The sequence below is a fragment of the Streptomyces sp. NPDC008137 genome, from assembly GCF_042957035.1.
Classification (GTDB): domain Bacteria; phylum Actinomycetota; class Actinomycetes; order Streptomycetales; family Streptomycetaceae; genus Streptomyces.
In genome coordinates this window covers 170200-185881 of sequence record NZ_JBIBHN010000004.1, presented here as the reverse complement: position 1 = coordinate 185881, position 15682 = coordinate 170200, and the positions used below count along the sequence as shown (strand labels likewise).

Sequence of the window (15682 nt, the reverse complement as noted above, 5' to 3'; positions counted from 1 at the left end):
GACCGAACATTCGGTTAGCTTCGGCGCTGCCAAGTAATCCCATCGGCTCCGCGCATGTCAAGGGCCGGGGGCTTACCAAGGCGCCCGGGCCTGTCCTATGATGGACCGAACGAATGGTCGGTTGGGAAGTGGGACGGATGGATACGACACGCTCCAGCCCCGCGGGGACGGACGGCGCCGAGCCGGTTCTCCAGCAGCACTTCGACGCGACGATCGCGCGGGACCAGCGCATCGAGCCGCGCGACTGGATGCCGGAGGGCTACCGGAAGACGCTGATCCGTCAGATCGCGCAGCACGCGCACTCGGAGATCATCGGCATGCAGCCGGAGGGCGAGTGGATCACGCGCGCGCCGTCGCTGCGCCGCAAGGCCATTCTCTTCGCGAAGGTCCAGGACGAGGCCGGGCACGGGCTGTATCTGTACTCGGCGGCGGAGACGCTCGGTGCGGACCGCGCGGATCTCACGGAACGGCTGATCGAGGGCCGCCAGAAGTACTCGTCGATCTTCAACTACCCCACGCTGAGCTTCGCGGACGTCGGGGTGATCGGCTGGTTCGTGGACGGTGCCGCGATCTGCAACCAGGTGCCGCTGTGCAGGTCCTCGTACGGGCCTTACGCCCGCGCGATGGTGCGGATCTGCAAGGAGGAGTCCTTCCACCAGCGGCAGGGCTACGAGCTGCTGATGACGATGATGCGCGGCACCGCGGCGCAGCGGGAGATGGTGCAGGACGCCGTGGACCGCTGGTGGTGGCCGTCGCTGATGATGTTCGGCCCGCCCGACGACGCCTCGCCCAACTCCGCGCAGTCGATGGCCTGGAAGATCAAGCGGCACAGCAACGACGAACTGCGTCAGCGTTTCGTCGACATGACCGTCCCGCAGGCCGTGAAGCTCGGCGTGACGCTCCCGGACCCGGAGCTGCGCTGGAACGACGAGCGGGGGCGCCACGACTTCGGCACCCCCGACTGGGACGAGCTGATGCGGGTCATCAAGGGCGACGGCCCGTGCAACGACCAGCGGATGGAGCGGCGCAGAAGCGCCCACGACGAGGGCGCCTGGGTCCGCGAGGCGGCCACCGCCCACGCGGCCAAGCAGGCCGCCCGTGCGGAGAAGGGAGCGGTGGCATGAGCGCCGAGAAGTCGTCCGACAAGCGGGACTGGCCGCTGTACGAGGTGTTCGTGCGCGGCAAGCGCGGACTGAACCACGTCCACGTGGGCTCGCTGCACGCCGCCGACGACCGCATGGCGCTCACCCACGCCCGCGACCTGTACACGCGGCGCAACGAGGGCGTCAGCATCTGGGTGGTGCGGTCCGAGCACATCACCGCCTCGACCCGCGACGAGAAGGACCCGTTCTTCGAGCCCAGCGCCGACAAGGTCTACCGCCACCCGACCTTCTACGACATCCCCGACGACGTCCCGCACATCTGAAGGAGAGGGCATGAGTGACGACCACGTCTACATGACCCTCACCGAGGGACACGAGGACGACACCCGCTGGGCCTACGGCACCGGCTTCGAGGACCCCCTGCACGGCGTCGACACGGCCGTGCCCGACGGCGTCGACGCCGGTGAACTGGCCGCCCTCTGCGTCACCCTGGCCGACGACGCCCTGGTCTCGGCCCAGCGGCTCGCCGAGTGGACCACCCGGGCCCCCGAGCTGGAGGAGGAGGTGGCCCTGGCCAACATCGGACTCGATCTGCTCGGCCAGGCCCGGCTGCTCTATGCCCGCGCCGGCCAGGTCGACGGCAGTGGCCGCGGTGAGGACGCCTACGCCTACTTCCGGGACGCCGGCGACTTCCGCAACGTACGCCTGGCCGAACTGCCCAACGGCGACTTCGCGTTCTCGACCGTACGGCTGCTGGTGTTCGCGAGCTGGCGCCTCGCGCACTTCGAACGGCTCACCGCCCACCGGGACCCCGTGCTCGCGGCGATCGCCGCCAAGGGCGTGAAGGAGCTGGCCTACCACCGGCAGTACGCGGCCGAGTGGGTGGTGCGCCTCGGCGACGGCACCGAGGAGTCGCACCGCCGGACGCGCAGGGCGCTGGAACAGGTGGCACCTTATCTGGGCGAGTTGTTCACGGCGTACGACGTACGGGACGAGGTCGTCGCCGTTCTGCGCCAGGTCACCGAGGCGGCAGGACTGCCCATGCCCGTCTACCGGCCGCTGCCCGGCTCGGGACGCACCGGGGAGCACACCGAGCATCTCGCCCCGCTGCTGGCCGAGTTGCAGGGCATCGCCCGCGCCCACCCGGAGGCGACATGGTGACGACGCTCCTGGACGCACGGCGGGCCCGGCGCATCGCCGAGCAGGTGCCCGACCCCGAGCTGCCCATGCTCACCCTGGCCGACCTCGGGGTGCTGCGCGACGTGTCTCTGACCCCGGACGGGACGGTGGTCGCCAGCCTGACCCCGACCTACTCGGGCTGTCCGGCGATGGCGGAGATGCGCGCCGGAGTGGCCGCCCGGCTCCGGGACGCGGGCTACGCGCGCGTGGAGATCCGCACCGTCCTCGACCCGCCGTGGACCAGCGACTGGATCACCCCGGACGGCCGGCGCAAGCTCGCCGAGCATGGCATCGCCCCGCCCGGCGCCGCGCCAGCGCGCACCACAGGCCCCGTCCCGCTCGTTCTGTCGCCGGCCCGCCGCTCGGTGCCCTGCCCGCGCTGCGGTTTCCACGACACCGAGGAGACCTCCCGCTTCGCCGCCACGTCCTGCAAGTCCCTGTGGCGCTGCCTCGCCTGCCGCGAGCCGTTCGAGTACGTCAAGGAGATCTGATGGACGACCTGATGGAACCGGCCCCCGTCCCGGCGGCACGCGCGCGGGCTCGCCGGCGTCCGGTCTTCCACCGACTGCGGGTCGCCGCCGTGCAGCCGCTGTGCGAGGACGCGGCGGCCGTCAGCTTCGACATCCCGGCCGAACTGGCCGAGGAGTTCGCCTTCGAGCCCGGCCAGTCGCTCACCCTGCGCCGCGACATCGACGGCCGCGACGAGCGCCGCTCGTACTCGATCTGCTCACCCGCCGGCACCGCCCCGCGCATCGGCGTCCGGGTCGTACCGGGCGGACTGTTCTCCTCCTGGCTGGTGCGCGACGTACGCCCCGGCGACACTGTCGAGGTGATGGCTCCCACCGGCGCCTTCACACCCGACCTCACCACCCCCGGCCACCACGTCCTGATCGCGGCCGGCTCCGGCATCACGCCCATGGTCTCCATCGCCGAGTCCGTCCTGGCCGCCGACTCCCGCTCGACGGTCACCCTCCTCTATGGCAACCGCCGCACCGGCACCGTGATGTTCGCCGACGAGCTCGCCGACCTGAAGGACCTGTATCCGACGCGGTTCCAGGTCGCCCATGTCCTCTCCCGCGAACCCCGCGAGGCCGAGGTGCTCTCCGGCCGCCTCGACGCCGACCGGCTCTCGGCCCTCGTCGACGCGCTGGTGGACGTGGACTCCGCCGACCACTGGTGGCTGTGTGGCCCGCACGGCATGGTCCGCGCCGCCCAGCAGGTCCTGGCCGGCCTCGGCGTGCCCGCCGACCGCGTCCACCAGGAGCTGTTCTACGCCGACGACGAGCCCGTGCGCGAGGTCCACCACGCCGAGACCGGACCGACCGGCCCGGTCAGCCAGGTCACCGTCACCCTCGACGGCCGCTCCACCACCTCCGCCCTCCCCCGGGAACGGAGCATCCTCGAAGGCGCCCAGCAGACCCGCCCGGACCTGCCGTTCGCCTGCAAGGGCGGCGTCTGCGGCACCTGCCGCGCCCTGGTCACCGACGGGAAGGCCGACATGCGGCGCAACTTCGCCCTCGAACCGGCCGAGGTCGACGCGGGCTACGTCCTCACCTGCCAGTCGTTCCCCGTCTCCGACGCGCTGACGGTGGACTTCGACACCTGAGCTCCGCGGCGGCTGTGCCGTGAATTCCGAGGCGGAACGGCTCGGCAAGAAGGTCGTCGTCACCGATGAGACGACCCCGACCAGCTACACCGCGACCCGACGGCACCCTGACCATCGAACTGACCGCCGGACCGGAATGCATCTCAAGGAACGGCGCATGGCAGAAGGCCGACGTCACCTCGCAGAGCCGTCGTGCAACAGGTACCAGGCACGCAGAGCCGGCGGAAGCCGCAGTCCGACCGCTGCCTCGGCGGCGGCGATCTGCCACCAGTTCAAACGACTCCGCACCCGCTACGAACGCCGGGCCGACCTGCGAGCACCATCATCAGCGGGATGATCGGACAGCTGTACGCCACTGTCATCGACTGCCCTGACCCGTCCGAGCTCGCCGACTTCTACGGGAATCTGCTGTCACTCTCACGGCTGCAGGACACTGGGGAGTTCGTCGTGCTCGGCACCACGACAGGCACTGCCCTCGCGGCATTCCAACGAGTCCACGACTTCCGACCGCCACAGTGGTCCGCCCCTGATCACCCTCAGCAGCTGCACGTCGACGTCATGGTCGCGGATCTCGACGTGGCCGAGCCACAAGTGCTCGCATTGGGCGCAACCCTGCTCGACGGGTCAGACAAGCCAGTCGGATACCGGGTGTACGCCGACCCGTCGGCCACCCCTTCTGCTGATTCTGAAACCATCAGTAAGTCGAGGATGTGGGGCTGGACGTCGGGCTGGCAGTGGCTGCATGCCCGGAGTCCGGTGCTGAGGAGCCGGCGGGCTTCGTCGCGGCTGACCGCGAGGCGTCGCGAGCCGGCCATGTGGCAGTCGCCGCCCGGCCCCTGACCCGCATGGCCCCCCGCACCGACAGCTGGTCCAAGAGCTCAAGCCCATCCATTGCGCTCACAGTGGGGCCCCGCCATGGCACGGAGCCTTGACGACGACGCGCTGTGCTTCGCTCATCTCGGGCGGGCGCTCGTAGCCTGATCCAGCGCTGCGGGCACGGGAGACATACGCGGCAGTCAGCCTGAGTCAATCATCCCAACGACCTGTATGAACAGGCGCTTTACCGTCAGAGAGTGCCGGAGTCGGCGATGGTGACGGTGGCCGAGGTGCGGCCGGACCGCGAGCCGTAGCCCTCGATCTTCCGTACGAGTTCCATGCTGCTCTCGTCGGCGACCTCGCCAAACACGACGTGCTTGCCGTCGAGCCACGACGTCACGATCGTGGTGATGAAGAACTGCGAGCCATTGGTGTTCGGGCCGGCGTTGGCCATGGAGAGCTGGCCTGGCTTGGTGTGCTTGAGCGTGAAGTTCTCGTCGGGGAACTTCTCGCCGTAGATGCTCTTGCCGCCCGTGCCGTCGCCGCGGGTGAAGTCACCGCCCTGGAGCATGAACTCCGGGATGACGCGGTGGAAGGACGAGCCCTTGTAGCCGAAGCCCTTCTCGCCGGTCGCCAGCGCGCGGAAGTTCTCCACGGTCTTGGGGGCGACGTCGTCGAACAGGTTCATGTTGATCCGGCCGGCGGGAACGTCGTCGATGGTGATGTCAAAGAAAACCTTGATAGTCATGCCCCCATCCTGACATCTGGCACCCCCGAAGGCCCCTCCGCACCCTCACAAACCCCGCGGCGCCGAGACGCGGGACGTCCCGGGAGTCAGAACCCGGAAGTGGATGAGCCCTGCCAGGGCCGCAGCGCTCACTGCGGCAAGCCCCATGCCCCAGAACAGATCGCGGACGGGATTTCGCGGTGCCTGCCGCCGTAGGTACAGCCAGGCGGCACCTGCGAGTGCCCAGGAGAGGTTGGCCTCGCCCTCGGCACGCCGCCCCAGATGTCAAGGGTTTGGCGACCCACCGGAACGTACTCTCCGGAACAAGTTCCCGAAGACCCCACCCGGCCGCAGAACCGCTTGCGCGTGTACGAGTGCGTCCTGGCTCGCACGTGTGTCCGGATGGTCGGCGCCCAGAACACGAAGGCGGTCGGTGAGGTTTCGCTCGTGGAGGCCAATGGCTTCCACGTATTCCCCAAGTTCCTCGAGCTCGTACGCCAGATTGCTGCGCGCGACAAAGGTGTCGGGATGCTCAGAGCCGAAGACACGCAGGCAAGCGTCGAGACTCTGCCGGCGGAGCGCGATGGCCCCGTCCTGATCGCCCAGCCCATTCAGCGCAGAGGCCAAACCGGACTGACTGGCAAGCGCGTAAGGATGGTCCGCACCGAGAACACGGGTGCACTCATGAAGGTTTTCTCGGAACAGAGCAGCTGCACGCTGGAACTCCCTTCTGTCTACGAACACTCCCGCAAGGCTGTGCCGACTGCGGAGAGTTTGGTCGTGGTCGCGTCCGAACAGCCGGACAGCCGCTTGGTGGTTGTGCTCAAGAAGGGAGCAGGCTTCGTCCAGCTCTCCTGCCGCCCCAAGGGAGACGGCAAGACCATCCCGGCTGGCCAGGGTGTCGGCATGATCAGGCCCTAGGACACGCAGCCGTGTACTGAGGTTCTGCCGGTGCTTCTCGACAGCGTCCTGGTGCTGCGACAGGTATCCGAGGGTGATCGCCACGTTGTGGACAGCAGTAAGGGTGTCCGGGTGATCAGGTCCGATCCCTTCGGCCCAGGCTCCCGCCAACATTCCGCTGAGGATCAGCACGTGCTCGTGATCACGCTCATGATGCAGCACATCCGCCAAGGTGGCCACAGCCTGTGCCAGATTCAGGTTCCCGCGGTTCTCGCCCAGAGCTGCGATCACGAGCAGATGAGGGAACAAGTGCCGCGCGACAGAGCGGTCGCTCAATTCTGCCCCCGCGACGTCCGCGATCGCCTGGTAAATGCGGCGCGCGAGCGCCGCGTGCCAGGCTTGCAGAGCGTCGGTGCGTTGAGTCAGATCAAGGGCCGTAATCTCACGGACCAGCGGGTGCAGGTCGACGAGCCCTGGCACGGGGGCTCCGCTCGCATCAGTGGGCACTTCCAGCAGAGCATAGACGGACAAGCCATTGAAGGCGGCATCCACGCCGGACTGAGTGGCCGACAGGCCGGTCGCCTGGGCGACAAGCTCGGGGGTGACAAATGAGACGGGCACAGGCCCCCAGGCAAGAAGAGACAGCAGTCGGAGCACCGGACGGGCGAGGAGAATGCCGTTGTCTGCGAGATGATCCAGAGACAAATCCCACGTATGCCGGATAACCGCGCGCGCTGTTTCAGGGTCGGACGCCTGCGGGCTTTCAGCTCCGATGAGGGACGCGAGTTCCGTTCCGAGAGCTCGGCGGTAGCCCGCAAAAGTGTGGTGCCGACTGCTCGGCGCTGCGACGTACTTGGCTGCCGCGCGGAGCGCGAGCGGCAGGCCGCCCAAGCGCCGCGCCAGCAGTTCGGCCTCTGCTTGGCTCCCGGCCTGGGGGGCACCGTCGAGGAGGACTTGGGCACCGTCATGGTCGGGCAGGGGCGCCAGTCTCATGACAGTGGTTCCGGCGCCCCATGTCCCCCCGTCAGCCACCCTGCTGGTGATCAGCAGCAGACCCCCCGGCTCGGGGCATCGCACCCAGCCGCGGTGGTCATGCAGCGGACCAGAGCCGGACCTGGCAATGTCGGGATCGTCAAGGTTGTCGAGGACGATGAGCCACCGTTTGGTCTTGGCAAGTTGTTCCCACACGGCGTCCGCCAAGCTGACTCGGCCGGCCCGGGCTGATTCCAGTGCTTCCTCCTGCAGGCCGCATGCCACCGCAACCCTGACCATGTGCTCAGCGAGCTCCGACGCGTTCAGAGCAGGAATCCAGAAGACTGGAGTCCCCTTCTCCTGAGCCTTCTTGGCCAAAGCGGCAGCCACCGTCGTCTTGCCCATACCGCCTGTGCCCGTCACAACTGCGATTCGGTTCGCCACCCGGGAACGCCGAAGAAGCCGCTGCAGGTCGCTGATGGTGGCTTCGCGACCTCGGACCGGCCTGTCGATGCTGGGGGGACGAAGCGACTCAGCCGCATCGCTCACGATCCTGCTCACAGCAACCGGCCGCCCGCCTGACGAACCGCCTTGATCCGTGTCCAAACGCCGCCCCCACAACTGCAGCACGAGTGCGATGACAGCCAGCCCGCCGAAGACACCCCATACCAACCGTGGATCCTCAGCCCAGCCCGGCAGAGATGTGGTGACATAGTTCGTCACCACCGCCAACGCCACCATGACTGCCGCCCCGGCCCCTGCGACGAACGACCCCTGCCGCGCACTCCCGCCCCGCATCAAACCCCCTCCACACGCCTGAACGCACAGCATGCAGCGGCATGCACGGCTGCCGCTATGCGTCCCGAAACCCGGCCACGATGGAAAAGCGTCCCAGGGGGCGCCGCTGATCCTGCGGAACGAGGTCGCGGACGGCTCACAGGAGTGGCGGCCGGTCCGCGGCTGAGGCCCCCTTCACCCCTCGCGCAGGACACGCAACGCCGTGAGCGCCACGTGGAGTTCGGTTCGGCGCTCCCCGGATTCCAGGTCGGAGTCGAGGAGTCGTTCGATGGTGCGCAGGCGCTGGTACATGGTCTCCCTGGACAGACCGCCGCGACGGGCCGCGGTGGTCTTGTTGCCGGCGGCGTCGAGGTAGTGGCCCAGTGTCGTGAGCAGCTCGGTGCCGTGCCGGGTGTCGTGGTCGATGAGCCGGCCGAGGCGGCGCTCGGTGTAGTCCTGGACGCGCGTGTCCTCGCGCAGGGCGTACAGCAGCCGGCGCAGGTCGATGTCCGGCAGCTCGTGGAAGGAACGGTCCGGGGGAGGGACCTGGCCGGGCGGGGTGGCCTCTATGACACGGGCCGCCTCCCGGAAGGAGCGTGCCGTGTCGGCGAGGTCCGCCACCTCCGAGCCGACGCCGACGATCGCCCCCGGGACCAGCCCCAGCACGGTGCGGCACAGCCGTTCCGCCACGGGGCGCCAGGGCCGGTCGGGACGCAGGGCCGGCAGGATCCCGAGGCGGCCGGGGGCGAGCTCGCCGACGAGGGCCGGCACCCCCGCCGATCGCAGCTCGCTGTGCAGCCGGGCCTCCAGCTCGCCTCCCTCGGCACCCGGGCCCAGGTCGGCGAGGATCGCCAGGTAGCGGCTGCCCTCCGTGGGCAGGCCCAGCGCGGCACAGCGGGCGCGGGCGTCCTCGGGGGAGTGGTGGCGCTGTTCCGCCAGCTCCCGCAGGGCGGTGCGGTGGGCCGTGTGCTCCCAGGGCGTGGAGTGGATGAGCCGGGCGACGGTCAGGGCCATCGCCGTCCGCTCCAGGACGGTGATGTGCTCCGGCCCGAAGGCCGGGCCGTCGGCGGGGGCCTGGAGCATGGCCAGACGGCCCCAGCGTTCGCCCTGGTAGGAGACGGGCGCCGTGAGCCAGCCCTCCGGGCCGCCCGCCCCGGTGTGGTCACCGGGCTCGGTGGCCCGCGAGCGCTGTTCCCAGTCGCCGAGCGCCTCCTCCACCGTGCTCCCGGACGGTTCGCAGATCAGCGCCTGGTGCACCAGGTTCTCCAGGACGACCGTGCGGCCGCTCATCTCCGCCGCCGCGCGCACCACGTCCTCAGGGCCCGCGCCGCGCAGCGTCAGGGCGGTGAACGCCTCGTGGATCCGCTGGGTCCGGCGCATCGCGTCAGCCTGGCTGCCGAGGATGAGGGCGTGGACGACCTGCGTGACCTCCAGGAAGTTGACGTCCCGCGCGAGAGTGACCAGGGGCAGACCCCGGGCGTGGCAGGCCTGGACGAGGGCGTCGGGCGGCCGGTGGTAGCGCCGTACCAGCTCGATGACCAGGGCGGCAGCGCCCACCTCGGTGAGTTCGTCGACGTACCGGCGGACACCCGCGGCGTCGTCGGGCAGGGGCATGCCCGTGGTCAGGACCAGCTCGCCGCCCTTGAGGAAGGACGCCGGGTCCGTCAGCTCGGTGATGTGCACCCAGCGCACCGGCCGGTCCAGCTCGGCCAGCCCGGTGACGACCTGGGGCTGCCCGGCGGCCAGGACGGGCAGGGCCAGGACGTCGGCGACGCTCGGCGGGTGTGGGTTCACGGTGGCTCCCTGCATGCCTGGTCACTCTGACAAGCGGCACTGACCTGCGCAAGAGCTGTCCACGGGAAGGACGGGCGGTACCAGGGGGGTCCGGTGGTTGACACAACGTCCGAACAACGCGTTCCGGCTGGACAGATCACGCGTTGTCGCGTCGCGCGGCGGCCCGGATGCTCGGGGTGTCGGACCAGTACCGCGGATCACCGCAAGCAGACCTCGACGTACGGCCGGGAGACCAACATGACCGCACTGTCGCCGCACCTTCGCCAGGCCACGCCCGTGGTGGCCGCCCGGGGCGAGGGCGTCCATCTCTACGGTGAGGACGGCCGCCGCTACCTCGACTTCACCGCCGGCATCGGCGTCACCAGCACCGGGCACTGCCACCCCAAGGTCGTGGCGGCGGCGCAGGAGCAGGTGGGCACGCTGATCCACGGCCAGTACACGACCGTCATGCACCAGCCGCTGCGCCGCCTCGTCGACAAGCTCGGCGAGGTGCTGCCGGCGGGCCTGGACAGCCTGTTCTTCACCAACTCCGGCAGCGAGGCCGTCGAGTCGGCGCTGCGACTGGCCCGCCAGGCCACCGGCCGTCCCAACGTGCTGGTCTGCCACGGCGGCTTCCACGGCCGTACGGTCGCCGCCGCCTCCATGACGACCTCCGGGATCCGCTTCCGGTCCGGTTTCTCCCCGCTGATGAGCGGTGTGGTCGTCACGCCGTTCCCGACGGCCTACCGGTACGGCTGGGACGAGGAGGCCGCCACCCGCTTCGCCCTCCAGGAACTCGACTACACCCTCCAGACGATCTCGTCGCCCGCCGACACGGCCGCCATCATCGTCGAGCCGGTGCTCGGCGAGGGCGGGTACGTGCCCGCGAACCGCGCCTTCCTTGAGGGGCTGCGGGAGCGGGCGGACCGGCACGGCTTCCTGCTGATCCTCGACGAGGTGCAGACCGGCGTCGGCCGCACCGGACGCTTCTGGGGCCACGACCACTTCGGCGTCACCCCGGACATCCTCGTCACCGCCAAGGGAATCGCCAGCGGCTTCCCGATCTCCGGCATCGCCGCCTCCGAGGAACTGATGGCCAAGGCCTGGCCCGGCTCCCAGGGCGGCACGTACGGCGCCAACGCCGTCGCCTGCGCCGCGGCCTGCGCCACCCTCGACGTCGTACGGGACGAGAAGCTCGTCGAGAACGCCGAGGCGATGGGCAAGCGGCTGCGCCAGGGCCTGGAGGCGGTGGCCGACCGCACGCCCGGCATCGGCGACGTCCGCGGCCTCGGCCTCATGCTCGCCAGCGAGTTCGTCACCGAGGACGGCAGCCCCGACCCCGAGACCGCCGCCCGCGTCCAGCGCGCCGCCGTCGACGAGGGACTGCTCCTGCTGCTGTGCGGCGCCTGGAACCAGGTGGTCCGGATGATCCCGGCGCTCGTCATCGACGAGGCCGGAGTGGACGACGGCCTGCGGGCCTGGGCGAAGGCGGTCGAGGCCGGCACGTCGGGAGCCGGAGACCGATGACCACCGCCGCCCGCGACCTGGCGGGTCTGACGGCCCGTATCGCCGAGATCGCGCCCGGCCTGCGGGTGGAGACCGGCCCGGGGGCGACGGGCCCGTACGCCTACGACGCCTCCAACTACCGGGTGCTGCCGTGGGCCGTGGCCTTCCCGCGCACCGCCGACGACGTGGTCGCGGTGCTGCGGGCCTGCCGGGAGGCGGGCGTGCCGGTCACGGCACGGGGCGGCGGCACCAGCATGGCGGGCAACGCCGTCGGACTCGGAGTCGTCCTGGACTTCTCCCGGCACCTGAACCGGATCCTGGACATCGACCCCGAGGCCCGCACCGCGCGGGTCGAGACCGGTGTCGTCCTGGACGCGCTGCGCGGCGCGACCGCGTTGCACGGGCTCGACTTCGGTCCCGACCCGTCCTCGCACAGCCGCTGCACCCTCGGCGGCATGATCGGCAACGACGCGTGCGGCAACCGGTCGGTGCGCGACGGGCGGACCAGCGGCCATGTCGAGGCCCTGGAGATCGTGACGGCGGACGGCGTGCGGGCCGTCGCCGACCGCTCCGGGCTGCACCCGGTCGATCCCAGCGACGCCGGAATCATCGCCCGGCTCGAATCCGACCTCCGGAAGCTGATCGAGGACAACCTGGAGCCGATCCGCACCGAACTGGGCCGGATCCCGCGCCAGGTCTCCGGCTACCAGCTGCACCGCCTGCTCCCGGAGAACGGCTTCGACATGGCCCGCGCGCTCGTGGGCACCGAAGGCACCTGTGCGGTCGTCACCGCAGCGACGGTCCGCCTGGTGGCGACCGCACAGGCATCGGCGCTGCTGACGCTCGGCTACGAGGATGTGGTCGAGGCGGCCGAGGACGTGCCGGAGATCCTGCGCTTCTCGCCGAGCGCGGTGGAGGGCATGGACGAGGCGATCGTGGCCACCATGCGCGTCCGGCGCGGCCCGGACTCCGTCACCGGCCTGCCCGAGGGACGCGCCTGGCTCTACGTCGAACTCGAGGGCGAGGACCAGGCCGCGGTCGACGCCCGCGCCGCCGAACTGCTCGACGTGCTGAAGGCACAGGGCAGGCTGACCGGCGGACGGGTCGTCGAGAGCCCGGCCGAGCGACGCTCGCTGTGGCGGGTCCGCGAGGACGGGGCCGGACTCGCCGCCCGCCTCGTCGACGGCGGGGAGTCCTGGCCCGGCTGGGAGGACGCGGCCGTCGCCCCCGAGAACCTCGCCGCCTATCTGCGCGACTTCCGCACACTGCTGGCCTCGCACGGGCTGACCGGTGTGCTGTACGGGCACTTCGGCGCGGGCTGCGTCCACGTACGGGTCGACTTCGACCCGGCCACGGACACCGGCCGGGCCGTCATGCGGCGGTTCCTCTCCGAGGCGGCCACGCTGGTCGTCTCGCACGGCGGCACCCTGTCGGGCGAGCACGGTGACGGACGGGCCCGCAGCGAACTGCTGGAGGTCATGTACAGCCACCGCATGATCCGCGCGTTCGCCGCGTTCAAGCGGATCTTCGACCCGGACGGGCTGCTCAACCCCGGAGTCATCGTCGAGCCGGCTCCTCTGGACGCCGACCTCGCGCTGCGTGAACTCCCGTTCCTCGACACGTCGTTCACCTTCCCGCACGACACGGACGGCTTCACGGGCGCCGTGCGCCGCTGTGTCGGCATCGGCCGCTGCCGCAGCGACTCCGGCGGCGTCATGTGCCCGAGCTACCGGGCCACGGGGGAGGAGAACGACTCCACCCGCGGCCGGGCCCGCATGCTCCAGGAGATGGTGCGCGGCGAGGCCGTCCAGGACGGCTGGCGCTCGACCGAGGTCAAGGACGCCCTCGATCTGTGCCTGTCCTGCAAGGCCTGCTCCAGCGACTGCCCGGTCGGCGTCGACATGGCGACGTACAAGGCGGAGTTCCTGCACCAGCACTACAAGGGCAGGCTCAGGCCCCGCTCCCACTACTCGCTCGGCTGGCTGCCCAGGACCTCCGCCCTCGCCGGATACGCGGCCCGACCGGTCAATCTGCTGCTGCGCGGACCGTTCGGCAGGCTCCTCGCCCGCCTCGGCGGCGTGACCACGAAGCGCAGGATCCCCGCCTTCGCCTCCCGGCGCGCCCTGCGGAAAACCCTGCGTGCGGCGAAAACCGGAGAACCGGCGAAGGCCCTGCTGTTCATCGACAGTTTCACCCGGGCCTTCCGCCCCCAGGTCGCGGGAGCGGCGAGCCGGGTCCTCGCCGACGCCGGTGTTCCCTGCACACCGCAAGACGGCCTGTGCTGCGGACTGACCTGGGTCAGCACCGGGCAGCTGTCCGTGGCCCGCAGGATCATGGCCCGTACGGTCGCCCACCTCGACGACGGCGACGACCGGCCGATCATCGTGGCCGAGCCCAGCTGCGCCGCCGCCCTCAAACGCGACGTGCCCGAACTGCTCGGCACCGAGGCCGCCCAGCGCGTCGCCGACCGCGTCCACACCTTCACCGGGGCTCTCACCGACCTCGCCGACCATGGCTGGACCCCGCCGCCGTTGCCCCGGGACGTCGTCCTGCAGACCCACTGCCACGAGTACGCCACCTTCAAGGGCCGCCGCCCCGCCGACCTGCTGCGCCGCCTCGGTGTACGCACGGTCGACGAGGCCGAGGGCTGCTGCGGACTCGCCGGGAACTTCGGCTTCGAGGCGGAGCACTACGACACCTCGATGGCGGTCGCGGACCTGGCTCTCAAGCCCCGCCTCGACGCCCTCGACGGGCGGAGCGTCGTGGCCGACGGCTTCAGCTGCGCCACCCAGATCGACCACCTCGCCGGTGACCGGGGCATCCGCGCCCTGCACCTCGCGGAACTCCTCGACCCCTCCGCCGACCGACCAGGAGAGACATCATGACCGAGGTTCTGAACCAGTTGTTCATCGGCGGTGCCTGGGTGGACGCCGCGGACGGCGCCACCATGCCCGTCGACGACCCCGCCACCGGCGAGATCCTCAGCCATGTCGCCGACGCGGGTGCCAAGGACGCCAGGCTCGCGGAGGAGGCGGCCGTCCAGGCCCAGGCCGCATGGGCCCGTACGGCACCCCGGGCGCGCAGCGAGATCCTGCGCCGCGCGCACGAGATCATCCTGGAGCGCACCGACGAACTCGCCCGCCTGATGACATCCGAGATGGGCAAGCCGCTCGCCGAGGCCAGGGGAGAGGTGGCGTACGCCGCCGAGTTCTTCCGCTGGTTCTCCGAGGAGGCCGTGCGGATCGACGGGGGGTGCGGCACGCTGCCCGACGGCCGCAACCGCATGTTCCTCTCCCGCCGCCCGGTCGGCCCCTGCCTGCTGATCACGCCGTGGAACTTCCCGCTGGCCATGGGCACCCGCAAGATCGGCCCGGCGATCGCCGCGGGCTGCACGATGATCCTCAAGCCGGCCCCGCAGACCCCGCTGTCCAGCCTCGCCCTCGCCGGGATCCTGAAGGAGGCCGGGCTGCCGGACGGTGTGCTGAACGTCGTCACCACCTCCCGCGCCGGAGAGGTCTGCGAACCGCTGCTGCGCGGCGGCCGGATCCGCAAGCTGTCCTTCACCGGCTCCACGGCCGTCGGCCGGCTGCTGCTCGCGCAGTGCGCCGACACCGTCGTACGGACGTCGATGGAGCTGGGCGGCAACGCGCCGTTCATCGTCTTCGACGACGCCGACCTGGACGTGGCCGTCGACGGCGCGATGGTCGCCAAGATGCGCAACATGGGCGAGGCCTGCACCGCCGCGAACCGCTTCTTCGTCCACCGGCCGGTCGCCGAGGAGTTCGGGCGGCGGCTCGCCGAGCGGATGGGCGCGCTCGTGGTGGGCCCCGGCACCCGGGACGGCGTGGACGTCGGCCCGCTGATCGACACCGTCGGGCGTGCCAAGGTCGAGGAGCTGGTCGCCGACGCGGTGGAGCGCGGCGCCCAGGTGCTGGTCGGCGGCCGGACGCCGGAGGGGCCGGGCTGCTTCTACCCGCCGACCGTGCTCGCGGATGTCTCCCCCGAGAGCCGTCTCATGGACACGGAGATCTTCGGCCCGGTCGCCGCGATCCTCACCTTCGACGACGAGGACGAGGTCCTGCGCCGGGCCAACGACACGCCCTGGGGTCTCGTCGGCTATGTCTTCACCGAGGGGCTCGACCGCGGCCTGCGCGTCAGTGAGGGCCTGGAGGTGGGCATGGTGGGCCTGAACACCGGCCTGGTCTCCAACCCGGCCGCGCCCTTCGGCGGGGTCAAGCAGTCCGGGCTCGGCCGTGAGGGCGGCCGGGTCGGCATCGACGAGTTCCTGGAGTACCAGTACGTCGCGGTGCCCGTGCGGTGAGG

At 70.7% G+C, this 15682-nt stretch carries 12 protein-coding genes and 1 pseudogene; 9 read left to right on the top strand and 4 right to left on the bottom strand.

Going from position 1 to position 15682, the window contains the following annotated elements; translation table 11 throughout:
- Positions 1 to 137 precede the first annotated feature (137 nt).
- The 6 genes and pseudogenes from paaA to ACFZBT_RS08970 form a co-directional block, all read left to right on the top strand.
- Entirely contained in the window at positions 138 to 1124 is a 987-nt protein-coding gene (paaA, locus tag ACFZBT_RS08995) for a 1,2-phenylacetyl-CoA epoxidase subunit PaaA (RefSeq protein WP_391100257.1), read from the top strand.
- The gene (gene paaB, locus ACFZBT_RS08990; protein WP_391100254.1) at positions 1121 to 1426 is read left to right on the top strand and encodes a 1,2-phenylacetyl-CoA epoxidase subunit PaaB; all 306 of its coding nucleotides are present in this window, start codon (positions 1121 to 1123) and stop codon (positions 1424 to 1426) included. The genes paaA and paaB overlap by 4 nt, the downstream gene beginning before the upstream one ends.
- A gap of 10 nt (positions 1427 to 1436) precedes the next feature.
- Entirely contained in the window at positions 1437 to 2264 is an 828-nt protein-coding gene (gene paaC / locus ACFZBT_RS08985; protein ID WP_391100252.1) for a 1,2-phenylacetyl-CoA epoxidase subunit PaaC, read from the top strand.
- Positions 2258 to 2773, top strand: coding sequence for a 1,2-phenylacetyl-CoA epoxidase subunit PaaD (gene paaD, locus ACFZBT_RS08980; protein ID WP_391100249.1), 516 nt, complete (start codon positions 2258 to 2260; stop codon positions 2771 to 2773). The genes paaC and paaD overlap by 7 nt, the downstream gene beginning before the upstream one ends.
- Positions 2773 to 3888: a 1,2-phenylacetyl-CoA epoxidase subunit PaaE gene (gene paaE, locus ACFZBT_RS08975; protein WP_391100246.1), complete on the top strand. Its 1116-nt coding sequence runs from the start codon at positions 2773 to 2775 to the stop codon at positions 3886 to 3888. The genes paaD and paaE overlap by 1 nt, the downstream gene beginning before the upstream one ends.
- Positions 3889 to 4221: 333 nt before the next feature.
- Positions 4222 to 4494 (top strand): annotated as a pseudogene (locus tag ACFZBT_RS08970) (VOC family protein); the annotation flags it as partial.
- On the opposite strand, the gene ACFZBT_RS08965 reads toward ACFZBT_RS08970, so the two are convergent.
- From ACFZBT_RS08965 to ACFZBT_RS08950, 4 genes are all read right to left on the bottom strand, one after another.
- Positions 4425 to 4703, bottom strand: coding sequence for a DUF6233 domain-containing protein (locus ACFZBT_RS08965; protein WP_391100722.1), 279 nt, complete (start codon positions 4701 to 4703; stop codon positions 4425 to 4427). The pseudogene ACFZBT_RS08970 and the gene ACFZBT_RS08965 overlap by 70 nt on opposite strands.
- 251 nt (positions 4704 to 4954) lie before the next feature.
- Entirely contained in the window at positions 4955 to 5452 is a 498-nt protein-coding gene (locus ACFZBT_RS08960) for a peptidylprolyl isomerase (protein ID WP_189725146.1), read from the bottom strand.
- 264 nt (positions 5453 to 5716) lie between these two features.
- Entirely contained in the window at positions 5717 to 8044 is a 2328-nt protein-coding gene (locus ACFZBT_RS08955; protein WP_391100244.1) for a tetratricopeptide repeat protein, read from the bottom strand.
- A gap of 231 nt (positions 8045 to 8275) precedes the next feature.
- Complete coding sequence (locus tag ACFZBT_RS08950; RefSeq protein WP_391100241.1) at positions 8276 to 9889, bottom strand: PucR family transcriptional regulator ligand-binding domain-containing protein; 1614 nt, start codon at positions 9887 to 9889, stop codon at positions 8276 to 8278.
- A gap of 222 nt (positions 9890 to 10111) precedes the next feature.
- Here ACFZBT_RS08950 and ACFZBT_RS08945 point away from each other — a divergent pair, with 222 nt between their 5' ends.
- From ACFZBT_RS08945 to ACFZBT_RS08935, 3 genes are read left to right on the top strand one after another with little or no spacing between them, the layout of a single operon-like run.
- Complete coding sequence (locus ACFZBT_RS08945) at positions 10112 to 11380, top strand: aminotransferase class III-fold pyridoxal phosphate-dependent enzyme (protein ID WP_391100239.1); 1269 nt, start codon at positions 10112 to 10114, stop codon at positions 11378 to 11380.
- Positions 11377 to 14244, top strand: coding sequence for an FAD-linked oxidase C-terminal domain-containing protein (locus tag ACFZBT_RS08940; protein WP_391100237.1), 2868 nt, complete (start codon positions 11377 to 11379; stop codon positions 14242 to 14244). The genes ACFZBT_RS08945 and ACFZBT_RS08940 overlap by 4 nt, the downstream gene beginning before the upstream one ends.
- Positions 14241 to 15680: an aldehyde dehydrogenase family protein gene (locus ACFZBT_RS08935; protein ID WP_391100234.1), complete on the top strand. Its 1440-nt coding sequence runs from the start codon at positions 14241 to 14243 to the stop codon at positions 15678 to 15680. The genes ACFZBT_RS08940 and ACFZBT_RS08935 overlap by 4 nt, the downstream gene beginning before the upstream one ends.
- Positions 15681 to 15682 lie beyond the last annotated feature (2 nt).